General features: G+C 55.7%; 15 protein-coding genes. 5 read left to right on the top strand and 10 right to left on the bottom strand.

The annotated features are described in order from the left end of the window. Positions 1-5: 5 nt before the first annotated feature. Genes B880_RS0114870 through B880_RS0114880 form a run of 3 tightly spaced genes read left to right on the top strand, consistent with a single transcriptional unit; the run spans position 6 to position 3,542 of the window. The gene (locus B880_RS0114870) at positions 6-1,640 is read left to right on the top strand and encodes a dipeptide ABC transporter ATP-binding protein (RefSeq protein ID WP_017348230.1); all 1,635 of its coding nucleotides are present in this window, start codon (positions 6-8) and stop codon (positions 1,638-1,640) included. After that, entirely contained in the window at positions 1,621-2,553 is a 933-nt protein-coding gene (locus tag B880_RS0114875) for an ABC transporter permease (RefSeq protein WP_017348231.1), read from the top strand. The genes B880_RS0114870 and B880_RS0114875 overlap by 20 nt, the downstream gene beginning before the upstream one ends. Then, a complete protein-coding gene (locus B880_RS0114880) occupies positions 2,550-3,542 on the top strand; it encodes an ABC transporter permease (RefSeq protein WP_017348232.1) in 993 nt (330 codons plus the stop codon). Before B880_RS0114875 ends, B880_RS0114880 begins: the two co-directional genes overlap by 4 nt. A gap of 208 nt (positions 3,543-3,750) precedes the next feature. Here the strand turns inward: B880_RS0114880 and B880_RS0114885 are convergent, their stop codons facing one another. Together B880_RS0114885 and B880_RS25750 are read right to left on the bottom strand one after the other, a co-directional pair. Next, a complete protein-coding gene (locus B880_RS0114885; protein WP_017348233.1) occupies positions 3,751-4,776 on the bottom strand; it encodes a LacI family DNA-binding transcriptional regulator in 1,026 nt (341 codons plus the stop codon). Between the two features lie 111 nt (positions 4,777-4,887). After that, positions 4,888-5,082 carry a helix-turn-helix transcriptional regulator gene (locus B880_RS25750; protein ID WP_054963703.1) on the bottom strand — a complete coding sequence of 65 codons (195 nt, stop codon included), beginning with the start codon at positions 5,080-5,082 and terminating at the stop codon, positions 4,888-4,890. 141 nt (positions 5,083-5,223) lie between these two features. Here B880_RS25750 and B880_RS0114895 point away from each other — a divergent pair, with 141 nt between their 5' ends. Then, complete coding sequence (locus B880_RS0114895) at positions 5,224-5,721, top strand: DUF2938 domain-containing protein (RefSeq protein ID WP_017348235.1); 498 nt, start codon at positions 5,224-5,226, stop codon at positions 5,719-5,721. Positions 5,722-5,798: 77 nt separating this feature from the next. Here B880_RS0114895 and B880_RS0114900 read toward each other — a convergent pair whose 3' ends face one another. The 7 genes from B880_RS0114900 to B880_RS0114930 all read right to left on the bottom strand — a co-directional run bounded on the left by B880_RS0114900 (position 5,799) and on the right by B880_RS0114930 (position 13,639). Beyond that, complete coding sequence (locus B880_RS0114900; RefSeq protein ID WP_026042674.1) at positions 5,799-6,851, bottom strand: ABC transporter permease; 1,053 nt, start codon at positions 6,849-6,851, stop codon at positions 5,799-5,801. 19 nt (positions 6,852-6,870) lie between these two features. Further along, on the bottom strand, positions 6,871-8,418 hold the full coding sequence (locus B880_RS0114905; protein ID WP_017348237.1) for a sugar ABC transporter ATP-binding protein: 1,548 nt from the start codon (positions 8,416-8,418) through the stop codon (positions 6,871-6,873). Between the two features lie 12 nt (positions 8,419-8,430). Beyond that, on the bottom strand, positions 8,431-9,387 hold the full coding sequence (locus B880_RS0114910; RefSeq protein ID WP_017348238.1) for a sugar ABC transporter substrate-binding protein: 957 nt from the start codon (positions 9,385-9,387) through the stop codon (positions 8,431-8,433). A 67-nt stretch (positions 9,388-9,454) separates the two neighbouring features. Continuing rightward, positions 9,455-10,420 carry a sugar phosphate isomerase/epimerase family protein gene (locus B880_RS0114915; protein ID WP_017348239.1) on the bottom strand — a complete coding sequence of 322 codons (966 nt, stop codon included), beginning with the start codon at positions 10,418-10,420 and terminating at the stop codon, positions 9,455-9,457. After that, complete coding sequence (gene iolG, locus B880_RS0114920) at positions 10,420-11,415, bottom strand: inositol 2-dehydrogenase (protein ID WP_017348240.1); 996 nt, start codon at positions 11,413-11,415, stop codon at positions 10,420-10,422. The genes B880_RS0114915 and iolG overlap by 1 nt, the downstream gene beginning before the upstream one ends. A gap of 13 nt (positions 11,416-11,428) precedes the next feature. Further along, positions 11,429-12,604 carry a Gfo/Idh/MocA family protein gene (locus B880_RS0114925; protein ID WP_017348241.1) on the bottom strand — a complete coding sequence of 392 codons (1,176 nt, stop codon included), beginning with the start codon at positions 12,602-12,604 and terminating at the stop codon, positions 11,429-11,431. Between the two features lie 9 nt (positions 12,605-12,613). Further along, positions 12,614-13,639 (bottom strand): Gfo/Idh/MocA family protein, encoded by a 1,026-nt coding sequence (locus tag B880_RS0114930; RefSeq protein ID WP_017348242.1) that lies wholly within the window; start codon positions 13,637-13,639, stop codon positions 12,614-12,616. Between the two features lie 268 nt (positions 13,640-13,907). Between B880_RS0114930 and B880_RS0114935 the strand changes: the two genes are divergently transcribed. Further along, complete coding sequence (locus tag B880_RS0114935; RefSeq protein ID WP_017348243.1) at positions 13,908-14,933, top strand: LacI family DNA-binding transcriptional regulator; 1,026 nt, start codon at positions 13,908-13,910, stop codon at positions 14,931-14,933. 65 nt (positions 14,934-14,998) lie between these two features. On the opposite strand, the gene B880_RS0114940 is transcribed toward B880_RS0114935, so the two are convergent. Beyond that, complete coding sequence (locus B880_RS0114940) at positions 14,999-16,222, bottom strand: MFS transporter (protein WP_017348244.1); 1,224 nt, start codon at positions 16,220-16,222, stop codon at positions 14,999-15,001. Positions 16,223-16,312 lie beyond the last annotated feature (90 nt).

Raw genomic sequence — 16,312 nt, forward strand, 5'->3', positions numbered from 1 at the left:
TCTCTGTGACGCTGCTTCGTATCCGTCAGTTAACCGTGGGACCTGAGGATGCTGCACCGCTGGTGCAGCACGTTAACCTGAGCGTGGAAAAGGGGGAAACGCTGGCGATTGTGGGTGAGTCCGGTTCGGGAAAAAGCCTGACCATGCTGTCAGTGCCTGGCTTGTTACCGCCGGGCATTCGCGCACAAGGATCGGTGACGTTAAACGGTCAGTCGCTGCTAGACCTGCCAGCGTCTCAGCTACGAGCGCTGCGTGGATCTCACATTGGCTATATTTCTCAGGACCCACTGAGTAACCTGCATCCGTTGAAAAGTATCGGTCGGCAGATTGAAGAGGCGATTCTGGCACACCATAAGGTGCCGCGTCGTGCGCTACAAGCCCGGGTACTGGCGCTGCTGGAAGAGGTGGGGATCAGAGACGCGGCCCGGCGTTATCACGATCGGCCGGCCCGGTTTTCCGGTGGGATGCGGCAGCGGGTGATGATTGCCATCGCGATTGCGCTGAACCCGTCGTTGATCATCGCCGATGAGCCGACAACAGCACTGGATGCCACCGTGCAGGCTTCGATTCTGCAACTGCTCAAGCGACTGCAACAACAGCACGGCTGTGCTCTGGTCTTTATCAGCCACGATTTACGCGTTGTGGCGGATATTGCTGACCGCATCGCGGTCATGCAGCAGGGCAAGGTTGTAGAGCAGGGGCCAGCGCAATTGCTGTTCCGTGCACCGCAGCACCCCTACACCCGCAGTTTGTTACAGGCGGGGCATATCCCCCTAAAAACCTACGATCTGGCGGGTGCGAAGCCGTTGTTGCAGGTGGAAGATCTGGCGCGACAATTCCGGCAGCAGCGTCTGTTTGGCCGGTCAGGCCACATCCATACGGTGCTGGACGGCATCAGCTTCACGTTGCATGCCGGTGAGATAGTGGGGCTGGTCGGCGAGTCGGGATCGGGAAAAACAACGCTCGGGCGCACGCTGGTGGGGCTTGATGCACCGGATCGCGGCCAAATAGACTTGAACGGTGCGACATGGCTGCGTGCCGGTGGCGCATTGCCTGACTGGCACCATCCGCAGCGTCATCTGGTGCAGATGGTGTTTCAGGACCCTTACAGCAGCCTCAATCCGCGCCGTCGTCTGAGTGACACCCTGGCGGAGCCATTGCAAATACGTGCTGGCCAACGTGACGGTAAACCGCTGTCAGCGGCGGCCCTGGCTAACGCGGTGGATCAGCTGCTGCAAACTGTAGAACTGGCACCCGAACTCCGGCATCGCTATCCCGCCCAGCTTTCCGGTGGACAGCGCCAGCGAGTCGCCATTGCGCGCGCGCTGGCGCTGGAACCACAAATTATCGTGGCAGATGAAGCGGTGTCTGCGCTGGATATCACTACGCAGCAGCGCATTGTGCAACTGCTGTTGCGCCTGAGGGCTGAACGCGGGCTGGCCATACTGTTTATCTCACACGATCTGGCTGCGGTGGCAGCATTGTGCGATCGGGTCATGGTGCTACAGGACGGACGTATTATCGAACAGGGGCTGACGGCACAGGTATTTACTGCGCCGCAGCAGCCATGGACCCAGGCGCTGCTGAATGCGCTGCCTGGTCAACACAGAGAGAGAGATTATGGCGCAGCATCTGCTTGATGGACCACCGGGGGTGGCAGGCGTTTCGTTCTGGCAGCGGCTATGGCAGGAGAAAACGGCGCGACGCGGTATTGTGCTGGTGGCATGCGTGGTGTTGGCGGCACTTTGTGCACCGCTGGTCGCGACGCTGACCGGGCATGCTGAGACCCAACAGTTTCGCGACACCGCGCTGTCTGACATGGGGATCCCCATCGGGCCGTCACGCGCATTTCTGCTGGGTGCGGATGATAACGGTCGTGACGTGCTGGTACGCACGCTGTATGGCACACGCATCTCGCTCCTGGTGGCGTTGCCTGCGACTTCCCTCGCGCTGGTAACAGGCTTACTGGTGGGGCTGTTGGGCGGTTATCGTGGCGGAAAAACCGATGCACTCTGTCAACAGTTGATTAACCTGGTGCTCTCTTTTCCGTTTGTGGTAACGGCGTTAAGCCTGCTAGCCCTGAATCTGGCGGGGAGCGAGGGGCCGCGTGTCAATCCGGCCTGGGTGGTGATCTTCATCATCAGCTTTTTCTCATGGGGCTATTTTGCCCGTCTGACGCGCAGCCTGGTACTGGATCTGCGCCAGCAGCCCTATGTCTCCGCTGCGCAGCTGATGGGGCTCTCCAGCCGCCGCATTATCTGGCGTGATATTTTACCCGGTGTGTTACCCGCGGTCGGGGTTTACTGGGCGATTCAACTGCCGACCAATATTATCGCCGAAGCCACGCTCTCGTTTCTGGGCGTGGGTATTCCCGCGCCTGCTGCCAGCCTCGGAAACATGATTGCTGATGTGCAGCGTTCAGCGATGTACCAGGCGCAACCCTGGTTTTTGATTGCCCCTGCGCTGGCATTATTTCTGACGGTATTGGGATTTAACTGCCTGAGCAGTGGCCTGCGTAATGTACTCGATCCCCACATGGAGACCCGCCGATGACGGTTTATCGCCTGTGCAGCACCGTCCTCCGTGCCTTGCTGACGTTGCTGCTGGTACTGATCCTGGCTTTCTTTTTAACTCGCGTCGCCTATCAGGATCCGGCGGTGATGTTGGCACCCCGTAATGCCACGGCGGAGGCGATCGCTGCCATTGCTCGTGCGCTTCACCTTAACGATCCCTGGTATCAACAGCTGCGCTACTTTTTACTGCGCGGCCCTGAAATACAGGGTGCGCCGGTGGGGTTATTGCACTGGCCACCCGCGCTTGGCTACTCGTTCCGTTTTCAGACTCCTGTTACCCAGCTTATTCTGGCGAAAGCGCCAGTGACGCTGTCACTTGCGCTGGGCTCGCTGGTGATCTGGATGGCGATCTCACTGTTAACCGGTGTGCTGGCGGCACGCTATCAGGGACGTTGGCTGGATCGTTTGCTGGGGCTGTTTTCCTATGCCGTGCTTTCGCTGCCGACCTTCTTAAGTGGAATGCTGCTCATCTTCTTCCTTTTCTATCAGCTGTCGCTGCATAACCTGAACTGGTTTCCGGCGGGCGGCTATGTGGCGTTAACGGAAAATCCGTGGCAGTGGGCGCGCCATCTGTTGCTGCCGTGGTTAACGCTGGCGCTGGCAGAAGCAGGTATTTTCCAACGGGTGTTACGCGCCAGCTTGCTGGAGGTGCTGCACCGCGATTATATCCGCACGGCTCGTGCCAAGGGAGTGGGTGAGTGGCGGATCTATTTCGACCATGCGTTAAAGCCCGCTTTCAGCCCGGTGTTGGTGCTCACCGGGATGGAACTGGCAGCCATTATGGGCGGGGCGATAGTGACCGAGCAGATGTTTGGTCTTGACGGGATAGGCAGGCTGGCAATCAGCGCCGCCCTGGACGGCGATTTTCCTGTGGTAATAGGCACCACCGTGTTTGCTGCTGCCGTGTTTATTATTTGTAATCTGGTGGCGGATCTGTTGCATAGCGCTTACTACGGCGATACGCATTAAACCATAACGGCACCAGCGCAATGAAGATTTCCCCGCGCTGGTGCCGTTATGCGTAGCAAAGTCGTGTGCTGTAGCGTTCCTGCAATATGCGCTGCTGATATTCCGTGGGGGTGGTGTTGGCCAGGTTGCGTTAGAGCAGCACAGGAAACCTGAACACAAAGCTGCACCGGTTGTTAAAAAGCCGCTATTTTTTCCCGCCCACGCCACGTTAAAGCGGGTTAATGTCACCAAACCACGAGTAGCGAGTGTAAGTGATCAGCGGCAGAATAATCCGCGAGCTACTGATATTTTCCGGTGGTTGGCTGGCAATATCGATCGCCTGCTTGACGACACGCTTCATGTCGTAAGAGAACACCACATCCATGTCGCCCTGTTCCAGCAGCTTCTGCGTATGCTCAGTCAGGTCATGACCGACAAACACGATATCCTGTGCTAGCTGTGCTTCTTTAATGGCGCGCGCAATGCCGCGATTACCGCCCGCTGAATTATAAATCCCGACGGTGCCTGGATTTTTCGCGAGGAATTTGGTCATTAACGCGTAGGTCTTGTCGGATTCGTCGTTAGAGATAAAGGTCTCTTCAATCTCCAGACCAGGGAAATCACTGCGGATCACCCGGCGGAAGCCCATCTCACGCTCTTCCTGACAGCGGTAAGTGGCGCTGGCGACGAACAGCAATTTTTTCGCCTCTGAACGTGCCATCCGACCAATAAACAGCGCGGCGTTAGCGCCTGCGCTGACTTCATCCACCCCGACATAGGCGCTGGCTGAAGGCAAGTCAGTGACCAGCGCGATCACCGGTACGCCATTGGCAATTGCCTTACGCACTTCACTGTTAACCTGAACATGGTCGCGTGATACCAGAATAATGGCATCCGCTTCCGCGCTGCGTGCCGCGATCAAAGGGCAGAAACTGGCGGGGTCAAACTGGTAACCGGGGACGCTGTCAAAGCTAAAACTGATATGCGGATAGTACGCCTTTAGCTGCTCCATCGCCTCACGTACGGTTTGGGCAAAGCTGGAACCGGCCTCAATGATAAAGGCGATGCGCTGGGTGGCTAACTCTTGTTGCTGTGCCTGCTGCGACTGAGCAATCGCCGCTTCAACCCGCAAGCGGGTACTTTCACGCACGCCAGGACGCTGATTTAACACGCGGTCAATCGTCGCCGTGCTGAGCCCGGAAATACGCGCAATTTCATGAATGGTGATCTTTTTATGAATGCTGGGTTTTGTCATTGCGGATACATGATTGATGATGAGTGAGTCACATCATAGAGCATCAAAGAAGAAAGTCTAACCGAGTTAAAACATCATCCGTGCAACAGCCATCAACCTCGGGTGATGTCATCATTTCAGTTGCTTTAGGTGCTGAGAATCATTGGCAATCGACAATCCAGCAAGTTCTGCCAGGCGTTCCACCCAACGTTCTCCTTGCGAAATCAGCTCGGGCAGAATCAAACGATGGGCATTACTCAAAGTGCGGGTGACTTCTGCGAGTTCATGAAAAGCATTGAGATTGTTGTGAATCGGGTGAGTTGACACAGGAAAAACATTCGCTCATGATTCAATCAACTTATTGGTTGTTATAACATCACACATGACTCGTCAGTGGTAGTGTCAAGCAATGGGTTCAGTCGCACCAAAGATGCTGTTTGACCGGAAACTTCTTAAAAGGACTAGAGGATGAATATTGCGTTACAGGCTGCGCTTCTTGGCATTGGGGCAACGCTGATTATGGATATCTGGGCAATCTTACAAAAACGGTTATTCAACATTGCGGGCCTGGATTATCGCTTAGTGGGACGATGGCTGCTCCACATGACCCATGGGCAGTTCGTTCACCACACGATTTTAAATTCAAAGAAAATGTGTGGTGAAATTGTCTTAGGATGGAGTGCTCACTATCTGATTGGCATGATTTTTTGTTATTTCATGCTCGCTTTTTCAGGGCGCGACTGGCTTACACAACCCACGTTTATACCCGCGCTTCTCACCGGCATCATTAGCGTATGCGCACCATTTTTTATTATGCAGCCTGGATTTGGTTTTGGCGTCGCAGCATCTCATACTCCCGCTCCAGCGGTTGCTCGCCGTCGTAGTCTGATCGCACACACCTCCTTTGGTATCGGAATTTACATTACCGCGTTGTTATTAAAACCCCTCTTTGTGGCTTTCATGTAAAACACAGGCACTTTTCCTAAAGTGAATCTCTCAACGTAAAAAACCCATCCGGGACACTTCCCAAATGGGTTGTTCAATTAACCCTGGGTCAAGGCACGCGCTTTTTTCCGGGTTTTTCGCGACTGGCGATATTGGTCTACGATCACCGCAATGATGATAATGCCACCTTTAATGATGTCCTGATAATAGGCATCGACGCGTAAAAAGGTGAAGCCAGACATCATGACGCCGAGAATTAAGGCACCAATTACCGTGCCCAGTACCCGTCCGCGCCCACCGGAGAGCGAGACGCCACCAATCACGGCAGCGGTGATCGCATCAAGTTCATACATCATCCCCATGCCAGCCTGCGCGGTTTGAATACGGGCGATAGCCACCATGGAAGCCAGCCCGGCCAGCAAACCGGCAATCACATACACTTTGATCAGATGGCGCTCAATATTGATGCCTGAAGCACGGGCAGCAGGCAAATTGGCGCCAATAGCATAGGTGAATTTGCCAAAGCGGGTATAGCGCATCACCAGGTGGAACAGCAGCGCCACTAACAGGAATATCACTACCGGTGCCCAGCGTCCGAGCCCATTGCCCAGCCATGCAAAGCCGGTGGTGAACCCCGAAACCGGGCTGCCTGCGGTAAACCAGTTACTGATACCGCGCGCGGCGACCATCATGCCGAGGGTGGCAATAAACGGCGGAATGCGCGTCAGGCTGATGAAAATGCCATTCACAAGGCCCGCTAACGCGCCAATCAGCAAGCCGATGGCGAGGGGAACGAAGAAGGGCAGATCGGTGAGCGATGGATAGAACAGGGTTGGCCACTGCGCAGTTTGTGCAAACGTGGCGGCAATCATCGCGCTCATGGCCACGACCGATCCTGATGAGAGGTCGATACCGCCTGTAATAATGACCAACGTCACGCCAACGGCAATAATGCCAATTACCGCCACCTGTAACACCATGATCTGCAAGCGGTGCAGGTTAAACAGGAAGCTTTGTCCCACCACTATCCACCCCACCACCTCAAACAAGACGGCAATGCCAATCAGCACCAGAAAGATACTGACTTCCGCCGGTACACGCCGCTGACGTGTCACCCGTGGAGCCTGAAAATTCTCTGTTGATACGCTCATAATATGTTCTCAGGGTAAGTTAACGAGCCGCAAGGCTCATAATGGTGACTTGATCCGCGCTTGCCGCATCGACAATCCCGGTGACTTGTCCTTCGTGCATCACGACGATGCGGTCGCTCATGCCCAGCACTTCAGGCAACTCCGAGGAGATCATGATGATGGCGACACCGGTACGCGCCAGCTCGACAATCAGCCGGTGGATCTCTGCTTTGGCCCCCACATCGATGCCGCGCGTAGGTTCATCAAGGATCAGAATGTCAGGCTGGGTGAGCAACCAGCGGCAAATCAGCACTTTTTGCTGATTACCCCCGGAGAGGTTCTCAATGCACTCATACAGGTTGGGGGTCTTTACGCGGAGTTGTTGTGCCATGTTATGACAGGCTTGTTCTACGGCGGCTTCACGTACTACACCGTGTTGGCTGTACCCCTGTTGCAACGCGACAATTTGCATGTTCTCCAGGATATTGAGCGGCAAAAAGCAGCCCGTTTCTTTACGATCTTCAGTCAACATCGCCAGGCGGTGGCGGATGGCCGTTCCGGCGCAGTCGATCACGCAGGGCTGTCCTTTCAGTTTGATGGTGCCGTGGGTAGCTGGCGTGATACCAAACAACGTTTCCGCGACGTTGGAACGGCCTGAACCGACCAAACCGGCAAAGCCGAGAATCTCACCGGCACGCAGGTCAAAACTGACGTTGGCGAACACGCCATCCAGTCCGAGTTGATCAACGCTTAATACCACCTCGCCCAATGCCACAGGTTGTTTCGGGAACATCTGACTGATTTCCCGACCCACCATCAATTTGATGATCGCCTCACGGGTGATGCCACTGGCCGGATGCGTTGCGACATATTTACCATCGCGGAACACGGTAAACTCATCGGCAATGGCAAACAGCTCATTCATCTTGTGGGTGATATAGACGATGCCAATCCCGCTGGCACGGAGGTCGTTAACGATGGCAAACAGATGTTCGACTTCGGTTTCGGTCAGGGAAGAGGTCGATTCATCCATGATCAGCACATCGGCTTCCAGCGACACGGCTTTCGCAATCTCCACCATCTGGCGGTTCGCCATGGAGAGCGACTGAATTTCACTTTCCGCATCGAGATTCAGCTTCAGGCGCTGTAGTAAGTCTTCGGTCTGGCGTTGCATCTGGGTATGGTCGATGACGCCGAAGCGGTTGCGCGGTTCACGGCCAATCCAGATGTTTTCGGCGACCGTCATGGAGTTCATCAAGAGCAACTCCTGATGAATCATAGCAATACCAGCACGCTGGGCGGCAAGTGGGCTGTTGAGTTGCACCGTTTTGCCCCGCAGACGCAGCGTGCCGCTGTCCGGCTGATATAAACCGGAGATGATTTTCATCAGGGTAGATTTGCCGGCACCGTTCTCGCCCATCAGGACATGCACACTGCCGGGGCGGATGCGTAATGACACGTTGTCCAGTGCAATCACGCCAGGGAAAGCTTTCGTTACCTGGTCTACTTCCAGCACAAAATCGCCGCTGTAGGTGCTACGTTTAGGCTGCCCGCTATGGGCGACCTGATTCAGAGTGGCTGAGATCATTGTCGCCTCCGGTTATTTTTTCGGATACTGATTCACCGTGGCCGGGGTCACCAGGGTATAAGGGATCAGGATCGACTTGGGCACGGCAGTGGGCTGGTTTTGCTGTTTGGCTTTGATCAGCTGCTCGGCGACCTGCAGCGACTGGCGGCCCTGAGCCCTGGCATCCTGGAACACGGTGACAGCCAAATCGCCTGCTTTCATGGCGGCCACGGCATCATCAGTGGCGTCGATCCCCGCGACTACGACCGATTTCATATCCCGACCAGAGGCTTTCAGCGCCTGAATCGCACCCAAGGCCATTTCATCGTTGTTGGCGACCACCGCATCAAATTTCACGTTGGTGGAGAGCCAGTTCGCCATCAGGTCGTTGCCGCCGGTGCGCGTCCATTTGCCAATCTGTTTATCGACCACTTTAATGCCGTTACAGTCTGGACGTTTGAATACCTCTTCCACCGCTTTGGTACGGAGAATGGCCGACTGTTGTGACAGATCGCCCTGCATAATCAGCACGTTACCTTTGCCGTGCAGCAGACGACACACCTCGTTGGCTTCCAGCGTGCCGCCTTCAATTTCGGAGGAGCCGACAAAGGCCTGATAGGGCGGCAGGGTTTTGATGTTGATCGGTTCACGATTAACGTAAACCAGCGGAATGTCTGCATCAGCGGCGTTCTGACTGATGGGCAGTACGCCGGTGCTGTCGACAGGATTAATGATGATGGCGTCAGGTTGCGAGGAGATAAAGTTGTCGATCTGGCTCGATTGTTTACTGACGTCGTTTTTTCCATCCTCGAACTGGACTTTGACCCCGTCCGTCGCCGCTTGCTGAGCGATGGCGCTGCGTAAAACGGTAAGAAAATTATCGTCAAAGGCCGACATCGTCACACTAACGCGTGGGCTGGCGGCCAGTACCTGGGTGGAGAGCGGCAACATGCAAAGCAGGGTAGCGAGGGTTTTTAACGTTGTACGCATGATGTTTTCTCTTCTTTTTTATAGGAATAAGAGGGCGGCATGACACCGCCCTTGTAGGTACAGCGAATTAACCGATATCCGGCAGTTGATAGTCAGAAGGCTCCGCTGCCAGCGTGCGCTGCAACAGATCCACCGATTTGCGTATTCCCTCCAGGCGGGAGAGCTGCGCATCCTCATGTTCAATACTCAGCACATCGTCATATCCCACCAGACGCAGCTGATAGCAGAACTGCTTCCACCACCGCTCATCCTGCCCGTAGCCCAGCGTGACGTAGTTCCAGCTACGTTCACGCGGATGGGCACGCTGCTGTGACTCAAGGCGTGAGTTCAGCGCTGCCCGACGGGGGTTAATCGACGTATCCTTTGCATGGACGTGATAAATCGCATCGCCCAGTTCATCAATACAGGCCAGGGGATCGGCACCCATCCACAACAGATGGCTGGGGTCGAAGTTAACGCCCACCGTCTCGCCCACCGCCTCACGCAGACGCCAGAACGTCGGCAAGTTGTAGACCAGTTGCCCGCCGTGGAACTCAATGCACAGCTTCTCGATACCGTGCTGATTAGCGGTACGCACCGTCTGTTTCCACCACGGGATCGCCACGTCGTTCCACTGATAGTCGAGAATTTGGGCGCAGAAGGGGGGCCAGGCTACGGTGATCCAGTTCGGCCATTGATCGCCCGGTCCACCGGGTAAGCCAGACATCATCACCACCCGTTCCACTCCCAGCTTGCCAGCCAGTTCCAGCGTGCCTTCCACACAGGCATGGTGCTCCGCGCCGCTTTTTCCAGGATGCAACGGATTGCCACTGGCGTTGAGGGCCGAGATGGTCAAGCCGTGATCGCGCACTCTGGCGTGGAAGTCTTCGCGCGCTTTGGTATTGCTCAATAGCTGTTGCAGATTCAGGTGTGGTGCGGCACTCCAGTTGCCGCAGCAGAATTCGACCGATTTCAGTCCCAGTTCGGCGGCGGTATGGAGCACCTCATCGGTGCTGAGCTGCGCCAGGCTGTCAGTAACCATGCCGATATGCATCAGAGTGCTCCTGGCGCAACCGGTTTGCCGGTTTTCAGTGATTCCAGTGCGGCATCCGCCAGCAACAGGGCTTGTAATCCATCCTCGCCACCCGGTGCAATCGCAGTGCCTTTACTAAGCTGATCGATGAACGCGGCCAGTTCGTTGCGGTAGGCATCACCGTAGCGTTGCAGGAAGAAGTGCATCGGTTTTTGAGCGATCACGCCGGTTGCGACGGATTTCACCAGGCTGGTTTCCGGGTGATTGACTACCGCTAACATGCCTTCGCTGCCATGAACTTCAATGCGCTGATCGTAGCCGTAGCTGGCGCGGCGGCTGTTGGTGATCACCGCCATTTTTCCGCTGGCACAGGTCAGGGTCACCACCGCAGTATCCACATCGCCCGCAGCTCCGATTTTTTCATCCACTAATGCGGCCGCTGAGGCGAACACCGACACCGGTTCTTCATCCAGCAGCCAGCGCGCCATGTCGAAGTCATGGATGGTCATATCGCGGAACAGCCCGCCGGAGGTTTTCACATATTCGGGAGACGGCGCGCCGGGGTCACGTGAGCTGATCGTGACGATTTCAGTGGCCCCGATTTCACCCGCCCGTAAGCTTTCACGCAGTTGCGCCATGCTGGGATCAAAGCGGCGGTTGAAACCGACCATCAGCGGCACGTTGTGTTCGCGCACGGTCGCCAGACAGCGGCGCACCCGTTCGAGGCTTAAATCCACCGGCTTCTCGCAGAAAATGGCTTTTTTGGCCCGGGCTGCGGCTTCGATTAAATCGGCATGGGTATCGGTGGCGCTACAGATCGCGACCAGGTCGATACTCGCATCGCCTAAAATCTCATCCAGCGTCGCAACCTGTGCCCCCAGTTTTTCCGCCAGTGCCGTAGCAGCGGGTGCATAGACATCGGTGACTTTGACCAATTGACACTGCGGGTGAGCTGCAATATTGCCTGCATGAATCTGACCAATTCGGCCTGCGCCGATAACAGCAACTTTCAACATAATGTATCCCCGGTTAAAACGTGAGTTCACGGATAGCGACGGGACGTTGCTGCTCAGCAGCACGTTGGATCGCTTCCAGTATCTGGGCAACGGCAAAGCCGTCAGAGAAGGTGCCGTTGCGATACGGACGGTTTTCGCTGACCGCCTGCATAAACTCGGCGATCATGAAGCCGAAGCCTTCGGCATAGCCAATCGCGACACCGTCATGGGGCACCGGTATCCACTGGCTGAGATAAGGAAAAGCGGGCTGGTTCGGCACGGTGACAAAGGCACCGTTTTCACGGCCAAAGCGACTGATCTGAAACTCGCCCGGTCGCTCCGAATTAAACTGAATAGTCCCGGTGCTGCCGGTGAGCGTGAAGGAGAGGGTATTACCCATGCCCACCGTAACGCGGCTGGCGGAGAACAGCCCCTGGCACCCGGAGGTAAAGCGCATGACGCAGGAAGCGATGTCATCGGTATCGACGGTTTCACTCTTGTTGCTCAGCGCCACATGGCTATGACCCGCATTTGCGCCTAATGCCACGAAACGCTGGGGAATGGTGATGCTACTGCATGCCCCATTGATGGTTTCGACATCTCCGGCAATAAAGCGAGCAATATCAATCGCGTGAGCACCAATGTCATGCAGCGCACCTCCACCTGCCGTCTGCTGGCGGTAGCGCCAGCTGTAAGGAAGCTGCGGATCGGCGGCATAGCCGCACTGATACTGGATCAGCAGATGCTGTAAGTTGCCGATTTCACCGGCATCCACCCACTGTTTAATCTGTGCCACCGCCGGGATGCGGCGATAGTTAAAGACGCTGCCGCAAATGCTGTCGCTCTGCTGCGCCAGTTGGGTCAGTTCCCAGGCCTCTTTGGCAGTTAACGCCAGCGGCTTTTCACACAGCACATGCTTACCCGCTTTTAATGCAGCGGCGGCCACTTCGGCATGGAGGAAATTAGGCAACGCAATACTGATGAGCTGAATCTCGGGATCGTTGACTACCGCCTGCCAGTCAGTGGCAACATGCGCAAAACCCCAGACAGCGGCCAGTTCAGCGGCGGCGGATTCACGTGCATCACACACCGTGTGGAGTACGAATTGTTGCTGGCTCGTGGATAGCCGCGCCTGATGGCTGCGGTAGCCGCTGGCATGTGCTGCACCAATCATCCCTGCGCCGATAATGGCAATATTGATCTGTTTCATGCCGTCTCCTTAAACCTTGACCCATTGGCCCGAGGCCGCAGAGGCGAATAGCGCATCCATGACCTGCATCTGTTCAATGGCATCGTTAATGCCAAACTCAGGCTGTACTTCCCCGCGTACCGCACGGGAAAAATGCTCAACTTCGCACTGATATTGTTCAACCACCGGCAGGGCTTCTGGCTGCAAGGCGGCATCATCCAACCCGGCGTGACTACTGATACTCAATGTGGCGGGCGATCCCTGGCTGGGCACATAAGGTGCATTCAGGTCGAGCAGCGATTTTTCACACACGACCTGTACGCGTTGTGCCGCAGCCTGCTTCAGGCCCACGCTCAGCGTGACCTGTTGGCCGTGACCAAAATCGAGGATCGCGTGGGTCTGCTCATCGGTGCCGTTGACCGGGGAGCGCACCATGGAACAGAACACCCGTTCAGGTTGGCGTTCCAGCAGATAACGCGCCGTCATGACCGTGTAACACCCGAGGTCAAACAGCGCTCCGCCTCCTTTGGTGACGTCGAAGCGGAAGTCCCCTGGGTTATCCAGCAGGAAAGAGAGCAGGATCTGTGCGGTTTGCAGTTTGCCGTGACGGCCGCTGCGCAACTCTGTCCGCAGGCGGGCAAACTGTGGGTGATGGCGCACCATGAACGCTTCCGCCACCACCAGATGTTGCGGCACATCCAGCAGTCGGCGAGCTTGTTCGGCGTTCAAAGCCACCGGTTTTTCGCACAGTACGTGCTTACCTCTGGCGGTTGCGGCTAACACCATATCCACATGCTGGTCATTGGGCAGTGGGACATAAATCGCTTCGATCTGGGGATCGTTGAGCAACGCTTCATAAGAGCCATAAGCCACCGGAATGCCAAACGCAGCCGCTTTTTCGGCGGCCTTCGCCTGCGAACGTGAGGCAATGGCGTGGATAACACTGTTACTGCTCGCCAGCAGGGCCGGAATAATTCGGGCACAGGCGATATTGGCGGTGCTGACGATCCCCCAGCGTACGGGGTTGGCGGTTTTGGTTACTGCTTGGGTAGACATAACGGCTCCTGACAATCACGGCCACTGCATCAGGCAATGGCAAAGGGGTGAAATGTGACGTCATTAATCGGCCTGGCGGGAGATGAAGTCAAAGCAATGTGATGTTTTATGTTTTAAATAATGATTTAAATCACACATTTATTTGATTTAATTAACATCAAAATGAACTTTATCTATACGCATCAATAGATTGCTTGATTTCTTTTTTTGCGATCTATTTGTTATGCTTCATGCATTGAATGAGGTTTAGACAATCAGGAAAACAGTGATGCTGGCGAAACCATCATGGAAAAATCCCACCATAGGCCAAATTGCCGCAGAGGCAAAAGTCAGTACCGCCACCGCAGATCGCGTCCTTAATGGTCGCCCTGGTGTACGAGAAGCGACGCGTAAAAAAGTGGAGGCGGCCTTGTTTCGGCTGGGAAAACCGGAGGCCGTAGGGGAGTTAAGCCCGGAAAAACGGCGAATTGCTTTTATTTGTGAAGCCGGTTCCGGCTTCCTGACGTTGGTGGAAAAAGAGGCGCGGGCGCTGATTGCCGCTCGCCCGGATATCAGCTTTACGCTGGACAGTGTGCCCAATGTGCAGGTTGATGCGGATCGTTTCAGTCTGACCATTACACGACGGGCGCGTGAGTGTGAAGCCATCATTTTAGTCTCGCGCGATCACCTCAAAGTGAACCGAGCCGTGCGCGAGGCGGTGGATAACGGCGTGCATGTCATCTGCCTGTCTACCGATCTGCCCAACTCCCGGCGTTCGGCCTATATTGGTATTGACCAAATCAGTACTGGCGCCACCGCTGGATGGTTTATGGGCCGATTGTTACCCCAGCAGAGCGGCAATATTTTGTTGGTTTACAGTTCAACCTATCGCACGCAGGAAGAGCGGGAAGTGGGGTTTCGTCGCGTGCTGCGTGAACAGTTCCCGTGGCTGAACGTGGTCGAGCGCGTAAATATCAATGATGAGTCAGACGGGGCTTATCAGAGCGTGAAAAAATTCCTGGCGAGCAATCCGCCGATGGTGGGTATTTATAACATGGCGGGGGGGAATCGTGGTGTGGCGCGGGCGCTAAAAGAGTATCAGTTGCAGGAGAACGTGATCTTTATCGGTCACGAGCTGAGTGAAGAGAGCCGCCTGTTACTGGAGTCCGGTGAGATGGATATTGTGCTGGGACATGATATCCGTACGGAAATCCAACACTGTCTTGAGCTGGTCAACCGAATGCGGCGGGGGGAAGCCGTAGCCAGCGTGAAAACCCCGCTACATGTGTTTAATCGCTATTCCTATTTTCCGTGATCGGCAAGGTGAGAAGCAGGCAGACAACCAAGGCGTAGCGAGCACAAGGTGCTCGCCACCGGGTATCACTGTTTTTTCAGACGGGTTTCAGGCATCAAGAGCGTGGCAAATCCGAGCAGTGGCAGGAAGCCGCAGGCGTTATACACCAGCGTAATCCCCCAGGTATCCGCAAACTTGCCCAGTGCCGCTGCGGCAATACCGCCAATGCCGAACATGGTCCCAAACATAATGCCGGACACCATCCCGGTGCGTCCGGGCACCACTTCTTGCGCATAGACAACCAGTGCTGCGAAGGCGGATGACAGCACCAGACCGATGCAAATGGTGAGGATCACGGTCCACATCAGGTTCGCGTGCGGCATCAGCAGTGCGAACGGGATCACACCGAGAAAAGAGATCCATACCACGGCTTTGCGCCCAATACGGTCGCCAATCGGGCCACCCACAAAGGTGCCAATCGCCACAGCCGCAAGGAAGCTGAACAGGTAGTACTGTGCGTGTTCAAGGGTAAGGTTGAAACGCTGCATCAGATAAAAGCTGTAATAGGTACTGATCGACGAGATATAGGTGAACTTCGCCAGCATCAGAATGCCCACTACGCCCAGCGCCTGCCAAACCTCTTTGCGCGACAGTTGGCGCAGTGCGGCACCGCCTTTTCTCTTCATGTTGGCGTGGCCATGTTTAACCGTCCAGCGGCTGATCACCGACAGGATCACCACGGCTAACAGCGCCACCAGCATCATCCAGGCGACCGACATCTGACCATGAGGAATAATCAGCAGCGCCGCCGCGAGTGGCCCAATAGCCGTGCCGATATAACCGCCGACCTGGAATGTAGACTGTGCGGTGCCATAGCGTCCGCCAGAGGCCATGCGCGCCACGCGGGAGGCTTCAGGGTGGAAGGTCGCGGAGCCGACGCCAATCAACGCGGCGGCAAGCAGGATCAGGCCGAAACTTGAGGCCATCGCCAACAGGCCGACGCCCACCAGTGAAACCACCATGCCGCCTGGCAGCAGCAGCGGCTTCGGATGCTTATCGGTGTACATACCAATCCACGGCTGTAGCAGCGAAGCGGTGATCTGGAAGACCAGCGTAATCAGGCCAATTTGTGCGTAGCTCAGGCTGTAGCTGTCTTTCAGCATCGGATAGATCGACGGCAGCATCGATTGCAGGAAGTCATTGCAGCCATGTGAAATGGCTACCGCACCGACAATACTCACCAGTAACTGTTGAGCATCAGTTTCCTGGTTGGGCGACGCAGCGTGCGCGTTGGTTGAGGTTAGAGACATAGTAAGATTCCGTTAGCAGGTGAGGCCATAGCCCCTGTTTTCCAAAAAATCACGCTTCACCTTATGCCCTGTTCACCTCTACACTGGTTT

It is taken from the genome of Pantoea sp. A4, assembly GCF_000295955.2.
GTDB lineage: Bacteria > Pseudomonadota > Gammaproteobacteria > Enterobacterales > Enterobacteriaceae > Pantoea > Pantoea multigeneris.